Raw genomic sequence first — 13,646 nt, 5'->3', positions numbered from 1 at the left:
TCAGCGGGCCTTGAGGTCGACGATCCGCCAGCGGTCGTCCTGGAGCCGTGCGGTGACCGTGAGTTGGGCCGCGGCGGTCGTGGTGGTCGCTTTCTCGCCCTTGCCGCGGTGGGAGGTCTGGTCGAGGAAGACCAGCAGGCGGGCCTCGTCGCCGTCGAGTTCGATCACTGCGGTGCGGACGGCCCGGGTGCTCAGGGTGACGCGCTGTTCGGTGAGGTCGTCGCGGACCCGGGCGAAGAGGGTTTCGTACTGGCGGGCGGCGCGGCCGTCGAGCACGGTGCGTGCGGAGCGCTCGGCGGCCGCGGTGCCGTCCGGTGTGTAGGAGAAGATGCGGGCGAGGGCGTTGCCCACGTCGCCGGCGACGCGGGAGGTGGCCTCGGTGTCGGTGAGCGCGTGGTTGCGGGCGGGCGCGGCCGACCTCACCTGGTGGGCCGCGTAGAAGAAGCCGCAGCCGGCGAGGACGAGGACGGCGGCTGCCGCGGCCGGCAGGGCGCGCCGCAGGCGCCCGCCCGGCGGCCGGCCGGCGGGGGCGTCGCCGGGCGCGTCCGCGGGGGCGGTCTCGAGGACGGGCTCGGTCGTCATCGCTCCTCGCCCTCCTTCTCCCCCTCGACCGGTACGGCGCTCAGTGCTCGCACCTTCCACTCCCCCTCGCCGGTGCGGGCCAGGACCGCCTCCAGGCGCTTGCGGTCGGTGGCCGGCTTCTTCGTCGTGGCGGGCGTGACCTCGACCCGGACCGTGGCGATGAGCTTGGCCGTGCCGGACCGGGTGTCGAGCGCGGTGACGGCGGCCTCGGTGACCGTGGCGCGCGCCGAGGATCCCGCGGCGGGCTCGGTGTCGCCGAGTTCCTCGCGCAGCGGCCCGGTGGAGACGGCGCGCCAGTCCCGGATGCCGCGCTCCGCCCGCTGCCGGGTGGACGCGTCGAGCGTGGTGAGTACGGCGATGCCCTCGCGGCCGTCGGCGAGCGCCTCGTCCCGCTCCCTGCCGTACGCGAGCGAGTCGTCGGTGCGTGCCTGGGCGTACGTCCAGGCACCGGTGGCGCAGACGCCGAGGGCCAGGGCGAGCGCCGCTCCGGTGAGGATCCGCGCCCGCCTCACCGCGCACCGCCGGTGGCCGGGGTGAGGAGCGCGGCCAGGTCGGACGGTGCCTCGCCGCTCTGTCCGGGCAACGCGAGGGCGCCGGGGAGTGCCGCGCCGCCGCCGCTGCCCGTGGTGCCGGCGCCGCCCGAGGGCAGGGAGCCGGGCCGGGCCGGTTCGGGTACCGCGCCGCCCTTCGGGGCGTTCCCCGAGCCGCGCACGTTGGACCCGCCGGAGGCCGGGGCGGTGCACGCCGCGTCGGTGTTGAGGGCGGGCGCGGTGCCGAGGTCGAGGCCGTTGCGGTAGCGCGTACCGCCGTATCCGTCGGTGCAGGGCAGGGGGGTGAAGAAGGTGACGGCCATGCCGAGGTTCAGCTTCCCTCCGTCGACGGCGGTGGCACCGGCGGAGACGGCCGCCGGGTACTTCACGAGGAGTTCCTCGATGCCGCGCTGCCGGGTGACGGCGACCTCGGAGGTGGTGAGGAGGTTGGCGAGGACGACGCCCAGGCTCGGGTCGAGGTCCCGCAGCAGGCCGCTGACCTGGGTGGCGGCCTCGGGCGTGACCGCGAGGAGACGGCGCAGGTCGGCGTCCGAGCCCTTGAGGGCGGCGGCCAGTTCCTCGGCTCCGACGGCGAAGCCGCGGATGGCCTCGGCCTCCTCGGCCTGGGTGCGCAGGACGGTCTCGCCGTCGTTGATGAGCAGCGTGGTGGACGGCAGGGCCCGGTCGGCGGCCTCCACGAAGTCGCTGCCGCTGTCGAGCAGCACCTGGAGGTCGTCGCCGTGGCCCTCGAACGCCTTGCCGAACTCGTCGACGACCGTGCGCAGATCCTCCAGCGGGACGGAGCCCACGAGGTCGTCGACGCTGGTGAGGACGTCGGTGACGGGTGCGGGCACCTGGGTGTCGGCCTGCTCGACGCGGGCGCCGTCGGCCAGGTAGGGGGAGCCGTCGCTCTCGGGCCGCAGGTCGATGTACTGCTCGCCCACGGCGGAGAGCCCGGCGACCACGGCCTTGGTGTCGGCGGGGATGCGGGGCGCGGACTTCTTGATGCGCAGTTCGGCGACGACGCCCTCGGCGGTGAGGTCGATCGGTCCGACGCGGCCCACCGAGACCCCCCGGTAGGTGACGTCGGAATGGGTGAACAGCCCTCCGGTGCGTGGGAGTTGTACGTCGACGGTGTAGTAGTCGGCGACTCCCACGTACCGGCCGAGATCGGCGTAGCGGATGCCGAGGTAGGAGAGGGCGAGGACGGCGACGAGCAGGAAGGCGAGGTTCTTCAGCCGTACGGCGAGGGTGATCACCCGCGCTCACCTCCTCCGGACCCCGGCACGGAGGGCAGTGGCAGGGGCGAGGCGGACCGCTTCTTCGCCGGTGCGGAGGGCTGCTGCTCCGCCGGTGCGGAGGACCGCTTCTTCGCCGGTGTGCCCTCGGGCACGATCGGCGGGATCACCTCGGTGCCGGGCACGGCGACCATGCTCAGGTACGTGTTGAGGTAGTCGCCCTTCACGCCGCGCAGCACCTCGTCGGTGAACGGGTAGGTCAGTAGCACCTGGAGCGAGTCGGGCAGGTCCGTGCCCGCGTCGGCCAGCGCCTTCAGCGTCGGCGCGACGGCCTTGAGGTCGGCGATCATGTCGTCCTTGCTCGCGTTGATCGTGGAGACGGCGACGCCGGAGAGCGTGTCGAGGGAGCGCAGCATGGTGAGCAGGGAGCCGCGCTGCTTCTCCAGCGTCTTCAGGCCGGGCGAGAGGCCGGTGAGGACGGTGCCGACGTCCTCCTTGCGGGTGGCGAGGGTGGAGGAGAGCCGGTTGACGGCGTCGAGGGCGTCGGTGATGTCACCGCGGTGGTCGTCGAGGTCGCCGACCAGGGTGTTGACCCGCTTGAGCATGGAGCGGACCTCGGGTTCGCGGCCGCCGAGGGCCGCGCCCAGTTCCCGGGTGATGGTCTTGAGCTGGCTGACGCCACCGCCGTTGAGCAGCAGGGACAGCGCGCCGAACACCTCCTCGACCTCGGTGTTGCGCCCGGTGCGGGCCAGCGGGATGACGCTTCCGTCCTCGAGGGGGCCGGCTCCGGTCTCCTTGGCGGGTGCGACGAGCTGGATGTACTTCTCTCCCAGCAGGCTGGACTGTTCGAGCCGCGCGGTGGTGTCGGCGGGCAGCCGCACCTCGCCGTTGATCTCCATGGTGACGCGGGCCGACCAGTCGTCCTCGCCGAGTTCGATGCCGGTGACCCGGCCGACGGCGACGTCGTTGACGCGCACCGCGGAGTGCGGGACCAGGCTGAGCACGTCCTGGAGTTCCGCGGTGACGGTGCGGGGGTGGTCGCCGAGGTCGGCGCCGCCGGGCAGCGGCAGGTCGTCGAGGCCACCGAAGCCGCGGGGCACGACGGTGATCCCGCCCATGGCCAGGACGAAGCCGAGGCCGAGGGCGATCAGTCCGCCCGCGGTCAGTCCGGCGGCCCGGCCGGCGGTGAGGGTGCCGCGCTTCATCGGCCGTCTCCCTTCGTCCCGTCGCCCTGCGGCTCACCGGTCGCGCCCGTCACGGGCAGCGGCAGCAGGGGGCCGCCGATGCTGATCTCGTTGAGGTTGGCGCGGCCGTCGAGGGTGCGGGTGTCGGGGTTGTAGGCGTTGACGACGTTGCCCGCGGCCAGTGGTGCCACGTCCAGCGCCTCGGCCAGCGAGGCACGTTGCTCGACCAGGGTCCGGGTGATGGGGACGAGCCGGTCGACGTTCTTCTTCAGCTCGCCCCGGTTGTCCTCGATGAAGGTCTTGACCTGGCCGAGGGCCTTGCCGAGTTCCTCCAGCGCGCCGGTGAGGTCGTCCTTGTTGTCGGCGAAGAAGCCGACGACCTCGTCCAGGCGTTCCTGGGCGGTGCGCACGCCGGTGTCCTTGTCCTTCAGCATGGTGGTGAAGGTCTGGAGGCTGCTGAGCGTCTCGAACAGGTCGCCGCTGCTGCCGTCGAGGGTCTTGGCCGCCTTGCCGAACTCCTCGACGCCGGTGCCGATGGCCTCGCCGTTGCCGTCGAGGTTGGCGGCGCCGGTGCGCAGCAGTTCGGACAGGGCGCCCTCGGAGTTGGCGCCGTCCGGGCCGAGGGCGTCGCCGAGTTCGGTGATGGAGTCGTAGATCTGGTCGATCTCGACGGGGACGCGGTTGCGGGAGGCGGGCAGGACGGCGCCGTCGGCGAGGGCGGGGCCCGTGGCGTAGGCGGGGGTGAGCTGGACGTAGCGGTCGGAGACGACGCTCGGTGCGACGACGACGGCCCGCGCGCCCTTGGGGACCCGCACCCCCTCGTCCAGGCGGAGGCCGACGCGGACCGTGGTGCCCTGCGGCCGCACCGACTCCACCTCGCCGACCCGGACGCCGAGGACGCGCAGGTCGGATCCGGCGTAGACGCCGATGGCACGGTCGAAGTAGGCGGTGAGGCGGGTGCCGTCGGCTTCGAGGGCGCGGGCGGTGACCAGTCCGGCGGCGGCGAGCACCGCGAGGGCGAGCAGACCGGTGAGGATCTTCCGGCGTCGGTTCATCACTCACCGCTCCCCTGGGCCGCGGCCGGCTGTTTCGGCGGCAGGCATCCGGTCTCGGGCTGGGAGGCCTCGGGCAGGTAGGCGCGGGGCACGACGCCGCACAGGTAGCTGTCGAACCAGCGGCCGTTGCCGAGGGTGTTGCCGACCAGTCGGTAGTACGGGCCGACCAGTGCGAGGGTCTTGCCGAGCTGCGCGTTGTTCTTCTCCAGGACACCGGTGACGCGGCCGAGCGCCTTGAGGGTCGGGCCGAGCTGCTTCTCGTTGTCCTTGACGAGGCCGCCGAGTTCGATGCCGAGGTCCTGGCTGCCCTTGAGCAGGGCGCTGATGGCGGCGCGGCGGTCCCGCAGTTCGCCGAGGAGCGGGCCGCCGTCCTCGATGAGCGTCTCGAAGCTGGACTTCTTGTTCTCCAGGGTCTGGGTGAACTTGGCGCTGCCCTTGAGGAGTTCAGACAGTTCCGAGTCGCGCTTGGAGACGGAGCGGGACAGGTCGGACAGGCCGGTGGCGGCCTTGCGGACGTGGGGCGGGGAGTCGGCGAAGGTGTCGGAGATGGTCTCGAAGCTCTCCGCGAGCTTTTGCGTGTCGATGTCGTCGACGGTGCCGCTGAGGTCCTGGAACGCCTGGGTCACGTCGTACGGGGAGGTGGTGCGGGTCAGCGGGATGCGGCTGCCGGGGTCCTGGCGGGCGGCGCCGAGCGGGTCGAGCGCCAGGTACTTGTCGCCGAGGACGGTCTTGATGGCGATGGCGGCCGTGGTCCGGTCGCCGAGCCAGGCGTCCTCGACCTCGAAGGTGACCTTCACCTTGGGCCCGTCGAGGGCGACGCCGGTGACCTTGCCGACCTTGACGCCGGCGATGCGCACCTCGTCGCCCTCGTCCAGGCCCGCGGCCTCGGAGAAGTCGGCGCTGTAGGAGGTGGAGCCGCCGAGCGGCAGGCGGTCCACGTTGTAGACGAGGACGGCGATCACGGCGAGGACGAGCAGTCCGACGAGGCCGACGCCGACGGGGTCGCGTTCCTTGACGGGCTTGAGGTGCGGGCGCCTCATCCGCGGCACCTCGATTCGGTGATCGCGATACCGGTCGGCGGTTCGGAGCCGTCGGAGGTGGTCACTCCGCTCACGCGGGCCTCGCAGAGGTAGAGGTTGAACCACGATCCGTAGGAGGACAGGCGCGTCAGGGCGGTCATCTTGGCGGGGGTCCGTTCGAGGAAGTCCTCGATCTGCGGGGTGTGCTCGCCGAGGTTGCCCGAGAGCCGGCCCAGTTCGCGGATGTCCTTCTTGAGGGGCTCCCGGCCGTCCTCGAGGAGGCCGGCGGTGACCGTGGTGAGTTCGCCCATGGCCGTGACGGCCTTGCCCAGGGGTTTGCGGTCCTCGTTGAAGCCGGTGACGAGTTGCTGGAGAGTGACGACGAGGTCGTCGAAGCTGTCCTCGCGGTCGTTGAGGGTGTCCAGGACGGTGGTGAGGTTCGTGACCACCTGGCCGATCACCTTGTCCTTGGCGGCGACGGTCGTCCCGAGGGAGCCGATGTGGCGGATCAGGCTGTCGACGGTGGCGCCCTCGCCCTGGAGCACCTGCACGATCGACCCGGCGAGTTCGTTGACGTCCTTCGGGGAGAGCCCCTCGAACAGCGGCTTGAAGCCGTTGAAGAGCAGGGTCAGGTCGAGCGCGGGCGTGGTGCGGTCCAGCGGCACCGTGCCGCCCTCCGGGAGGGTGCCGGTGAGGTCGCCGCTGCCGCGGCCGAGGGCGACGTAGCGCTGGCCGACCATGTTGAGGTACTTCACGGCCGCGGTGGTCGAGCGGGGCAGCGCGCGGTCCTCGCCGACGGTGAAGGTGACCTGCGCGGTGCGCCGGTGCACGACGCGCACGTCGGTCACCTCGCCGACCGGCACGCCGGAGATGCGCACGCTGTCGCCGTCCATGAGCCCGGTGACGTCGGTGAACAGCGCCTTGTAGGTCCGGGCGCCGGAATCGGAACCGGCACCGCCGCCGGCGACGCCGAGGCCGAGCACGGTCGTGGCGAGGGCGGTGACCACCACGAAGACGAGGGACTTGAGCAGCGGCCCGGTCAGCGGGCGGCGCCGGGTGTGCGCGCTGTCGGCACCGGTCATCGGAGCGTCACCTCCGTACCGCGGTAGACGGGGCCGACGAGCAGGCTGCTCCAGTCGGGCAGGTCTTCGGGGCTCTCGCCGGCGGCGGGGGCGAGGAGTTCGTTGACGAGGTCGTTCTCGGACGGGGAGTTGGCGGGCCCGAGGTCCTGGTCCGCCGCGGTGGACGCGGTCCGCGCGGTGGGCCGGGGCAGTGCGCCGGCGTACGGCACGGAGGGGCAGCGGGGGCCGCCGCCGGAGTCGTACACCGGGGTGTCGCGGCCGGGGCGGTAGGCGCCGCGCGAGGGGACGGTGGTGACGTCGACGTGGATGCCGGGCCGGTCGGTGCCCTTGCCGAGCGCCTTGTCCATGGCCGGGACGAACTCGGCGAGGGTGCGCAGCGTGCAGGGGAACGCCGAGGAGTACTCGGCGAGCAGTTCCAGGGTCGGCCTGCTCGTGGCGCTCAGCCGAATGATGTTGTCCTGGTTCTTGCGCAGGAAGGCGGTCACGTCCTCGGAGGTCCGGGTGGTGGCGCCGAGGGTGGCGGCGAGTTCGGCCTCCTGCTCGGCGAGGGTGCCGCTGGTGGTGGTGAAGTCGGTGAGCGCCGTGATGATGTCGGGCGCGGCGTCCGCGTAGACGTGGCTGACCTTCACGAGTTCCTTGAGGTCGCGGTTGAGGGCGGGCAGGTTGGGGTTGAACTCCTCCAGGTGCTCGTCCAGCAGGCTCAGCGTCTCGCCGAGCCGCTCGCCGCGCCCTTCCAGGGCCTGGGAGACGGCCGACAGGGTGGCGGCGAGCTTCTGCGGCTGGACGGCGGTGAGCATCGGCAGGACGTCGTCGAGCACCTGCTGGAGCTCGATGGCGTTGGCGGAGCGGTCCTGGGGGACGACGGCTCCGGCGGCCAGCGGCTCGGCGGAGGGGTTCTCGGGCGGTACGAGGGCCACGAACCGCTCGCCGAACAGGGTGGTCGGCAGCATCTGCGCGCGCACGTCGGACGGTACGTGTTCCAGGGAGCCGGGCTTCATGGCGAGGGTGAGCCGGGCCCCGGCACCGTCGGCGTCGATGTCGCGGACCTCGCCGACGACGACGCCGCGCAGTTTCACCTCGGCGCCCGGGTGCATCTGGTTGCCCGCGCTGCCGGTCTCCACGACCACCGGGTCGGACTCGGTGAACTCCTTGTCGTAGACGGCGACGGCCAGCCAGATCAGCAGGGCGGGCACCAGCAGGAACACCACCCCGGCGAACCGGTGGCCCAGCGTCTTTCCCCGCGGTCCGCTCATCTCACCCCGCCACCTTCACGGTCGTGGTCGCGCCCCACAGGGCCAGCGACAGGAAGAAGTCGGTGACGCTGATCAACACGATGGCGTTGCGCACGGACCGGCCGACGGCGACGCCGACGCCGGCGGGGCCGCCCGAGGCGCGGTAGCCGTAGTAGCAGTGGGCGACGATCACCATCACGCTGAAGATCAGCACTTTCAGTACGGAGAGCAGCACGTCCGTCGGGGAGAGGAAGAGGTTGAAGTAGTGGTCGTACGTGCCGCGCGACTGCCCGTTGAACAGGACGGTCACGTAGCGGGAGGCGAGGTAGGAGGAGAGCAGCCCGATCGCGTAGAGCGGGACGATGGCGACCACGCCGGCGATGATGCGGGTGGTGACCAGGTAGGGCATGGAGCGGATGCCCATGCCCTCCAGGGCGTCGACCTCCTCGTTGATGCGCATGGCGCCGAGCTGGGCGGTGAAGCCGGCCCCGACGGTCGCGGAGAGGGCGAGTCCGGCGACGAGGGGCGCGATCTCGCGGGTGTTGAAGTAGGCGGAGACGAATCCGGTGAACGCGGCGGTGCCGATCTGGTCGAGGGCCGCGTAGCCCTGGAGTCCGACGACGGTCCCGGTGAAGAGCGTCATCGCGATCATCACGCCGATGGTGCCGCCGATGACGCCGAGGCCGCCGGAGCCGAAGGCCACCTCGGCGAGGAGGCGCTGCACCTCCTTGAGGTAGCGGCGCAGGGTCCGCGGTATCCACAGCAGGGCCCGTACGTAGAACAGCAGTTGGTCGCCGGACCGGTCGAGCCAGACGAGCGGGGAGGCCATCGGTCAGCCTCCCTTCGGCGGGACGATCTGGAGGTAGACGGCCGTCATCACCATGTTGACGAAGAAGAGCAGGAGGAAGGTGATGACGACGGACTGGTTGACGGCGTCGCCGACGCCCTTGGGGCCGCCGCGCGGGTTGAGGCCGCGGTAGGCGGCGACGATGCCCGCGATGAACCCGAAGACCAGCGCCTTGAGTTCGCTGACGTACAGGTCGGGCAGCTGGGCGAGGGCGGAGAAGCTGGAGAGGTAGGCGCCGGGGGTGCCACCCTGCATGACGACGTTGAAGAAGTAGCCGCCGAGGATGCCGACGACCGAGACCAGGCCGTTGAGCAGGACAGCCACGCCCATCGCGGCCAGGACCCGGGGCACCACGAGTCGCTGCACCGGCGAGACGCCCATGACCTCCATGGCGTCGAGTTCCTCGCGGATCTTGCGGGAGCCGAGGTCGGCGCAGATGGCCGAGCCGCCGGCGCCGGCGATCAGCAGGGCCACGATGAGCGGGCTCGCCTGCTGGACGACGGCGAGGACGCTGGCGCCCCCGGTGAACGACTGTGCTCCCAGCTGCTCGGTGAGCGAGCCGACCTGGAGGGCGATGACGGCGCCGAAGGGGATCGACACGAGGGCGGCGGGCAGGATGGTCACACTCGCGACGAACCAGAACTGCTCGACGAACTCGCGGAACTGGAAGGGCCGTCGGAAGACGGCCCGGACGACCTCGGCGGCGAGCGCGAAGAGCCGGCCGGTCTGCCGCAGCGCGCCGGTGATCACGCGCCGCTCCCGGCGGCGGGCATCGGCAGGGTGGCCGCCTCGGAGTCCTTCGCGTAGGTCTCCCGGATGGCGGACCGCGCGGCGGGCGGCAGCGTGTCGATCATGCCCATGACACGCTGACGTCGTCGGGCGACTGCCTTGCGCGGCGGCAGGCCGGGGGACGGTTCCAGCTGCGGGACGATCACCCGGGGCGCGGCGGGGACGGCGGAGGCGGCACCCGCCTCGGCGGCGAGCGTGGCCGCGTCCTTCTCCTCCGACATCCCGATGGGGCCCTCGCGCCGGCCGCCGAGGAACTGGGAGACGACCGGCTCGTCGCTGGTGAGCAGCACCTCGCGCGGGCCGAAGGTGACCAGCTCGCGCAGGAAGAGCATCCCCATGTTGTCGGGGACGGTGGCGGCGATGTCGAGGTTGTGGGTGACGATCAGCATCGTCGCGTCGAGCTGCGCGTTCAGGTCGATCAGCAGTTGGGAGACGTAGGCGGTGCGGACCGGGTCGAGCCCGGAGTCCGGTTCGTCGCACAGGATGATCTGCGGGTCGAGGACGAGCGCGCGGGCCAGTCCGGCGCGCTTGCGCATGCCTCCGCTGATCTCCCCGGGGAGCTTTCCCTCCGCGCCCAGCAGTCCGACGACCTCGATCCGCTCCATGACGATGCGCCGGATCTCGGACTCCTTCTTGCGGGTGTGTTCGCGCAGCGGGAAGGCGATGTTGTCGAAAAGGGACATGGACCCGAAGAGGGCGCCGTCCTGGAACATGAGACCGAAGAGTTTCCGGGTCTCGTAGACGTCTCTTTCCGGACTGTTCACCATGTCCACTCCGTTGATGAGGACACGGCCCTTCTCGGGTTTGAGCAACCCTATGAGCGACTTCAGGAAAACGGTCTTACCGGTTCCGGACGGGCCCAGCATCACACTGACCTCGCCGGCCGGAAGAGTGAGTGATACGTCCCGCCAGATGCTCTGCTTACCGAAGGACTTGGTCAGACCCTCGACCACTACTTCGATTCCCATATCACCTCCAGCGGACGTCAATCGGATACGCGCTGCGGGCGCACGTTAAATCGGCGCGGAGCGCACTGACAACGGGTCGGCACCGGATCTCCGGCCGCCGTGGCGAACTTGTCACCGCGCAGACAACACGGCGGCCCCGCACTTGTCTCCGGGGAGACAGGGCAGGGTCGCGCGGTTCCGGGGGGTTTGGCCCCGCGGGACCCTGCCGACGGACACCCGGACCCGATGGAGGGAGGGCCGAAAAGTGTCCGTCATGGCTCCGGCCGACGGGGGCCACCGACCTGGAACCGAGCACCACACCGGCACGTTACGGCCGAGTAACCTCGACGGGCAACACCGGAATCGGAGTTTTCCGGGATGCAGACTTCGGCCATCCGGAACCTGTCAGGCAGGACACAAAAACCGCTCGGAACTTTGTCGGTTGGTGAGCATTCGGACCCGATGGGAGCGACACCGCTGTGAACAGCCCGGACGCCGTTCACATTCCCCCGACTTGGCGCCACGTGAGCAAGGAGAAGCGCGGATCACTCACCCCGGAAACAGGTGGTACCACTTTTAAAAGAATCATGGACTACCGCATTGTTCGGCTAAGTTTCCCGCGAGTAACGTCAGGCCCGTCTTCGCCGGTCAACCCTCAAGGAGAGTCCCGAGCCATGAAGAAGAACACGAGAAGGTCGGCCATCGTGGTGTGCGCGGCCGCGTCGGCGCTGGGCCTCGCCGTCGGCCCGTCCTCGGCGGTGCCCTCCACGGTGTGGACCGTCACCCCCTCGCCGGCCGCGTTCAAGGCCACGAACGTCGGCAACATCGTGCTGACCGCCACGATCCCGATGACCTGCACGGTCTCGGGTGCGGAGGGCACGATGAACAGCGCCACCGGCAACCCCGGGGACGTCGCCGACATCACCACCATGACCTTCGGCTCGTCCGGTTCACCGTGTACCAGTGTCCTCGGCAACGTCACCACCACCTCGGTCACCCCCTGGGACGTCATCGCGCAGGACTACAACGCCTCGACGGGCGTCACCAAGGGCTACGTCGGCAACGTCAAGGCGCAGGTCACCGCCGGCGCCTGCAAGTTCACGGTGGTGGGCAAGGCCTCGGCCACCTACACCAACTCCACCGGCGTGCTCGCGGTCAACAGCGTCGTGGGCGACCTGTCGGTCAGCAGCAGCCCGGCACCGGTCAACTGCGGCTCCGTGGTCACCACGGCCACGAAGCCGACCTTCAAGGGCAACTACGCCGTCAAGGTCAAGACCACCAACGCCATCCCGACGATCGTCGGTTCCAACCCGTAGGCCACCGCCGCCCCGCACGTCCGCCCGGCCGGCACCCCGGCCGGGCGTTCGCGGGCCCGAGCCGTCCGCCCCTGCCCGGGGGTGCCCGACCGCCCACGCTGCCCGAGCCATCCGAGCGGAGTCGCATGAAAGCCCAACGCGCAGCCGTGACCCGGCCGCCCCGGGTCCGTGCCCGGACCACGTCGATCGCCGCGTTCGTCGTGCTCGCCGCCCTGATCCCGACCACGGCCTCCGCCTCGGGCACCCAGGAGATCGAGGTCGAACTCCCCTACGTCTGCACCCTCCCGTCGGGTCAACTGCCCACGACGGTACGGATATCGGCGGAGTTCCCGGAACGGGCCGACGCGGGCGAGACCTTCTCGCCGTCCGGCGTCACCACCACCGTCGAACTCCCGGCGGAGGCCGTCGCGGACCTCACCGGGCGCGGCGCGGCCCAGGTGCGGGCGGCGACCCGGCTGGAGGTGGGCGTCGCCCAGAACGAGGCGACGGCGAAGGCGACCTGGCGGGGCGGCGCCGAGCCCGTGGCGCTGCCCGAATCGGGTCCGTTGACGCTGGTCTCGAAGGGCGACGTCCCCTCGGTGGCCGGCCGGGGCGACGGAGACCTGACGTTCACGGCGGGCACCCTCGCCATCGACCTGGCCCTCGACGCGGCGGCGGGCGCGGCCTCCACCGACCCGGCCTCCACCGACCCGGCCGCCTCACGGCCCGCTGCCACCGGCCCCGACTCAGGCTCCGGCTCCGGCTCCGGCTCCGACTCCGGCTCGCTCACCGTCGGCTGCGCCCTCGACGAGGACGCGCCCGACCAGGGGCTGCTGGCCACCGTGCGGGTCGGCGCGGACGGTTCTGCGAGCCCGAGCGGTTCACCGTCCGGTCCGGGCGGGGCCTCCCGCACCCCGGACCGGGAGGCGCAGGGGCACGGACAGGAGGAGCGGCAGGGGGACCGGTCGCCCGAGGTGCTGGAGACCCCGCCCGGCGCCGCCCCGGACCGCGACGACGTACCGCCGTGCCGCTACGACGAGCAGCACCCGCCCACCGACGTGTCGCTCAACGCCTACGTCACCGGCTACGCCAACGTGAACAAGATGAAGGGCGCCGCCTACCTCCCGCCGTCCTGCCTGCTGATCGAGCAGGGGATCCCCGTGGACGGCCCGCCCGACCCGGAGCACATCATCTTCGACACGGTGTCGTGGGCGAACTTCCACTACCAGGGGCGCAAGGAGACACCGCCGTTCCCGAGCACCTTCCTGTCCTTCGACTTCGCGCCGGTCAAGGCCACGATGGTGCTGAAGCAGACCGGGCCCATCCGGATCGACTCGCGGATCAAGTTGCGCCTGTCCGACTTCACCACGGTCACGGACACCTACGTCCGGGCGCCGCTCGTCGCGCACGTGACCGACCTGGAGGTCAACGGGACACCCCTGGACGTCGGCCCCGACTGCCGGACCGAGACGTCCCTCACCTCCGCCGACCCGGATCCGGCCAATCATCCCGGCAACCACCTGGTGCTCTACGGCCGCGGTGAGCAGCTCATCGGCCAGGAGGCCACCGGCTACCTGCTGCTGAGCGGCGGCACGCTGTCCGGCGAGACGAGCATCCCGGCCTTCACCGGCTGCGGCACGGCGGACGGCGAGGACCTCGACCGTCTGCTCACCGCCTCCGTCTCCGGCCCCGGCAACCACATCAAGCAGGTCCAGGGCCAGACGTGCGCGATCGCCGCCCCGGTGTTCCCGACCCCCGAGACCCCGGGCCAGTGCACCCAGGACCTCCAGCCGTACGAGATCCCCGTCGCCGAGCGCTGAGCCCGCGCGCCCCGCGCCGAGCCCTC

The 13,646-nt window shown here is 71.4% G+C and carries 13 protein-coding genes; 2 read left to right on the top strand and 11 right to left on the bottom strand.

Annotation, left to right across the window (positions count from 1 at the left end; all coding sequences use genetic code 11):
* The 11 genes from ACZ67M_RS03135 to ACZ67M_RS03085 are packed head-to-tail and all read right to left on the bottom strand — an operon-like array spanning window position 1 to window position 10,526.
* The gene (locus ACZ67M_RS03135) at window positions 1-582 is read right to left on the bottom strand and encodes a nuclear transport factor 2 family protein (RefSeq protein ID WP_361355126.1); all 582 of its coding nucleotides are present in this window, start codon (window positions 580-582) and stop codon (window positions 1-3) included.
* A complete protein-coding gene (locus ACZ67M_RS03130) occupies window positions 579-1,094 on the bottom strand; it encodes a hypothetical protein (RefSeq protein WP_361355123.1) in 516 nt (171 codons plus the stop codon). Before ACZ67M_RS03130 ends, ACZ67M_RS03135 begins: the two co-directional genes overlap by 4 nt.
* The gene (locus ACZ67M_RS03125) at window positions 1,091-2,371 is read right to left on the bottom strand and encodes an MlaD family protein (protein ID WP_361355120.1); all 1,281 of its coding nucleotides are present in this window, start codon (window positions 2,369-2,371) and stop codon (window positions 1,091-1,093) included. The genes ACZ67M_RS03130 and ACZ67M_RS03125 overlap by 4 nt, the downstream gene beginning before the upstream one ends.
* Window positions 2,368-3,555, bottom strand: coding sequence for an MCE family protein (locus ACZ67M_RS03120; RefSeq protein WP_385799349.1), 1,188 nt, complete (start codon window positions 3,553-3,555; stop codon window positions 2,368-2,370). The genes ACZ67M_RS03125 and ACZ67M_RS03120 overlap by 4 nt, the downstream gene beginning before the upstream one ends.
* Window positions 3,552-4,589 (bottom strand): MCE family protein, encoded by a 1,038-nt coding sequence (locus tag ACZ67M_RS03115; RefSeq protein WP_392100599.1) that lies wholly within the window; start codon window positions 4,587-4,589, stop codon window positions 3,552-3,554. Before ACZ67M_RS03115 ends, ACZ67M_RS03120 begins: the two co-directional genes overlap by 4 nt.
* Window positions 4,589-5,629, bottom strand: a complete 1,041-nt coding sequence (locus ACZ67M_RS03110; RefSeq protein ID WP_392008735.1) for an MCE family protein — start codon at window positions 5,627-5,629, stop codon at window positions 4,589-4,591. The genes ACZ67M_RS03115 and ACZ67M_RS03110 overlap by 1 nt, the downstream gene beginning before the upstream one ends.
* The gene (locus ACZ67M_RS03105; protein WP_361355108.1) at window positions 5,626-6,690 is read right to left on the bottom strand and encodes an MCE family protein; all 1,065 of its coding nucleotides are present in this window, start codon (window positions 6,688-6,690) and stop codon (window positions 5,626-5,628) included. The genes ACZ67M_RS03110 and ACZ67M_RS03105 overlap by 4 nt, the downstream gene beginning before the upstream one ends.
* Window positions 6,687-7,943 carry an MCE family protein gene (locus ACZ67M_RS03100; protein ID WP_385799355.1) on the bottom strand — a complete coding sequence of 419 codons (1,257 nt, stop codon included), beginning with the start codon at window positions 7,941-7,943 and terminating at the stop codon, window positions 6,687-6,689. Before ACZ67M_RS03100 ends, ACZ67M_RS03105 begins: the two co-directional genes overlap by 4 nt.
* A 1-nt stretch (window position 7,944) precedes the next feature.
* Window positions 7,945-8,751 carry an MlaE family ABC transporter permease gene (locus ACZ67M_RS03095; protein ID WP_122620285.1) on the bottom strand — a complete coding sequence of 269 codons (807 nt, stop codon included), beginning with the start codon at window positions 8,749-8,751 and terminating at the stop codon, window positions 7,945-7,947.
* A 3-nt stretch (window positions 8,752-8,754) separates the two neighbouring features.
* The gene (locus tag ACZ67M_RS03090) at window positions 8,755-9,519 is read right to left on the bottom strand and encodes an MlaE family ABC transporter permease (RefSeq protein WP_064727728.1); all 765 of its coding nucleotides are present in this window, start codon (window positions 9,517-9,519) and stop codon (window positions 8,755-8,757) included.
* Window positions 9,516-10,526, bottom strand: coding sequence for an ABC transporter ATP-binding protein (locus ACZ67M_RS03085; protein WP_161332337.1), 1,011 nt, complete (start codon window positions 10,524-10,526; stop codon window positions 9,516-9,518). Before ACZ67M_RS03085 ends, ACZ67M_RS03090 begins: the two co-directional genes overlap by 4 nt.
* Before the next feature lie 653 nt (window positions 10,527-11,179).
* On the opposite strand from ACZ67M_RS03085, the gene ACZ67M_RS03080 reads away from it, so the two are divergent.
* Entirely contained in the window at window positions 11,180-11,821 is a 642-nt protein-coding gene (locus tag ACZ67M_RS03080) for a hypothetical protein (protein ID WP_361355101.1), read from the top strand.
* Window positions 11,822-11,946: 125 nt separating this feature from the next.
* Window positions 11,947-13,620: a DUF6801 domain-containing protein gene (locus tag ACZ67M_RS03075; RefSeq protein ID WP_469849341.1), complete on the top strand. Its 1,674-nt coding sequence runs from the start codon at window positions 11,947-11,949 to the stop codon at window positions 13,618-13,620.
* The last annotated feature ends 26 nt before the right edge of the window (window positions 13,621-13,646 follow it).

The organism is Streptomyces sp. NPDC107500, assembly GCF_055582785.1.
This window is presented reverse-complemented; position numbering and strand designations above follow the sequence as displayed.

Excerpts from the sequence above, each read along its gene's own strand:
- ACZ67M_RS03135 (WP_361355126.1), bottom strand. The coding sequence starts at position 582 with ATGACGACCGAGCCCGTCCTCGAGACCGCCCCCGCGGACGCGCCCGGC.
- ACZ67M_RS03120 (WP_385799349.1), bottom strand. The coding sequence starts at position 3,555 with ATGAAGCGCGGCACCCTCACCGCCGGCCGGGCCGCCGGACTGACCGCG.
- ACZ67M_RS03115 (WP_392100599.1), bottom strand. The coding sequence starts at position 4,589 with ATGAACCGACGCCGGAAGATCCTCACCGGTCTGCTCGCCCTCGCGGTG.
- ACZ67M_RS03110 (WP_392008735.1), bottom strand. The coding sequence starts at position 5,629 with ATGAGGCGCCCGCACCTCAAGCCCGTCAAGGAACGCGACCCCGTCGGC.
- ACZ67M_RS03105 (WP_361355108.1), bottom strand. The coding sequence starts at position 6,690 with ATGACCGGTGCCGACAGCGCGCACACCCGGCGCCGCCCGCTGACCGGG.
- ACZ67M_RS03100 (WP_385799355.1), bottom strand. The coding sequence starts at position 7,943 with ATGAGCGGACCGCGGGGAAAGACGCTGGGCCACCGGTTCGCCGGGGTG.
- ACZ67M_RS03095 (WP_122620285.1), bottom strand. The coding sequence starts at position 8,751 with ATGGCCTCCCCGCTCGTCTGGCTCGACCGGTCCGGCGACCAACTGCTG.
- ACZ67M_RS03085 (WP_161332337.1), bottom strand. The coding sequence starts at position 10,526 with ATGGGAATCGAAGTAGTGGTCGAGGGTCTGACCAAGTCCTTCGGTAAG.
- ACZ67M_RS03080 (WP_361355101.1), top strand. The coding sequence starts at position 11,180 with ATGAAGAAGAACACGAGAAGGTCGGCCATCGTGGTGTGCGCGGCCGCG.
- ACZ67M_RS03075 (WP_469849341.1), top strand. The coding sequence starts at position 11,947 with ATGAAAGCCCAACGCGCAGCCGTGACCCGGCCGCCCCGGGTCCGTGCC.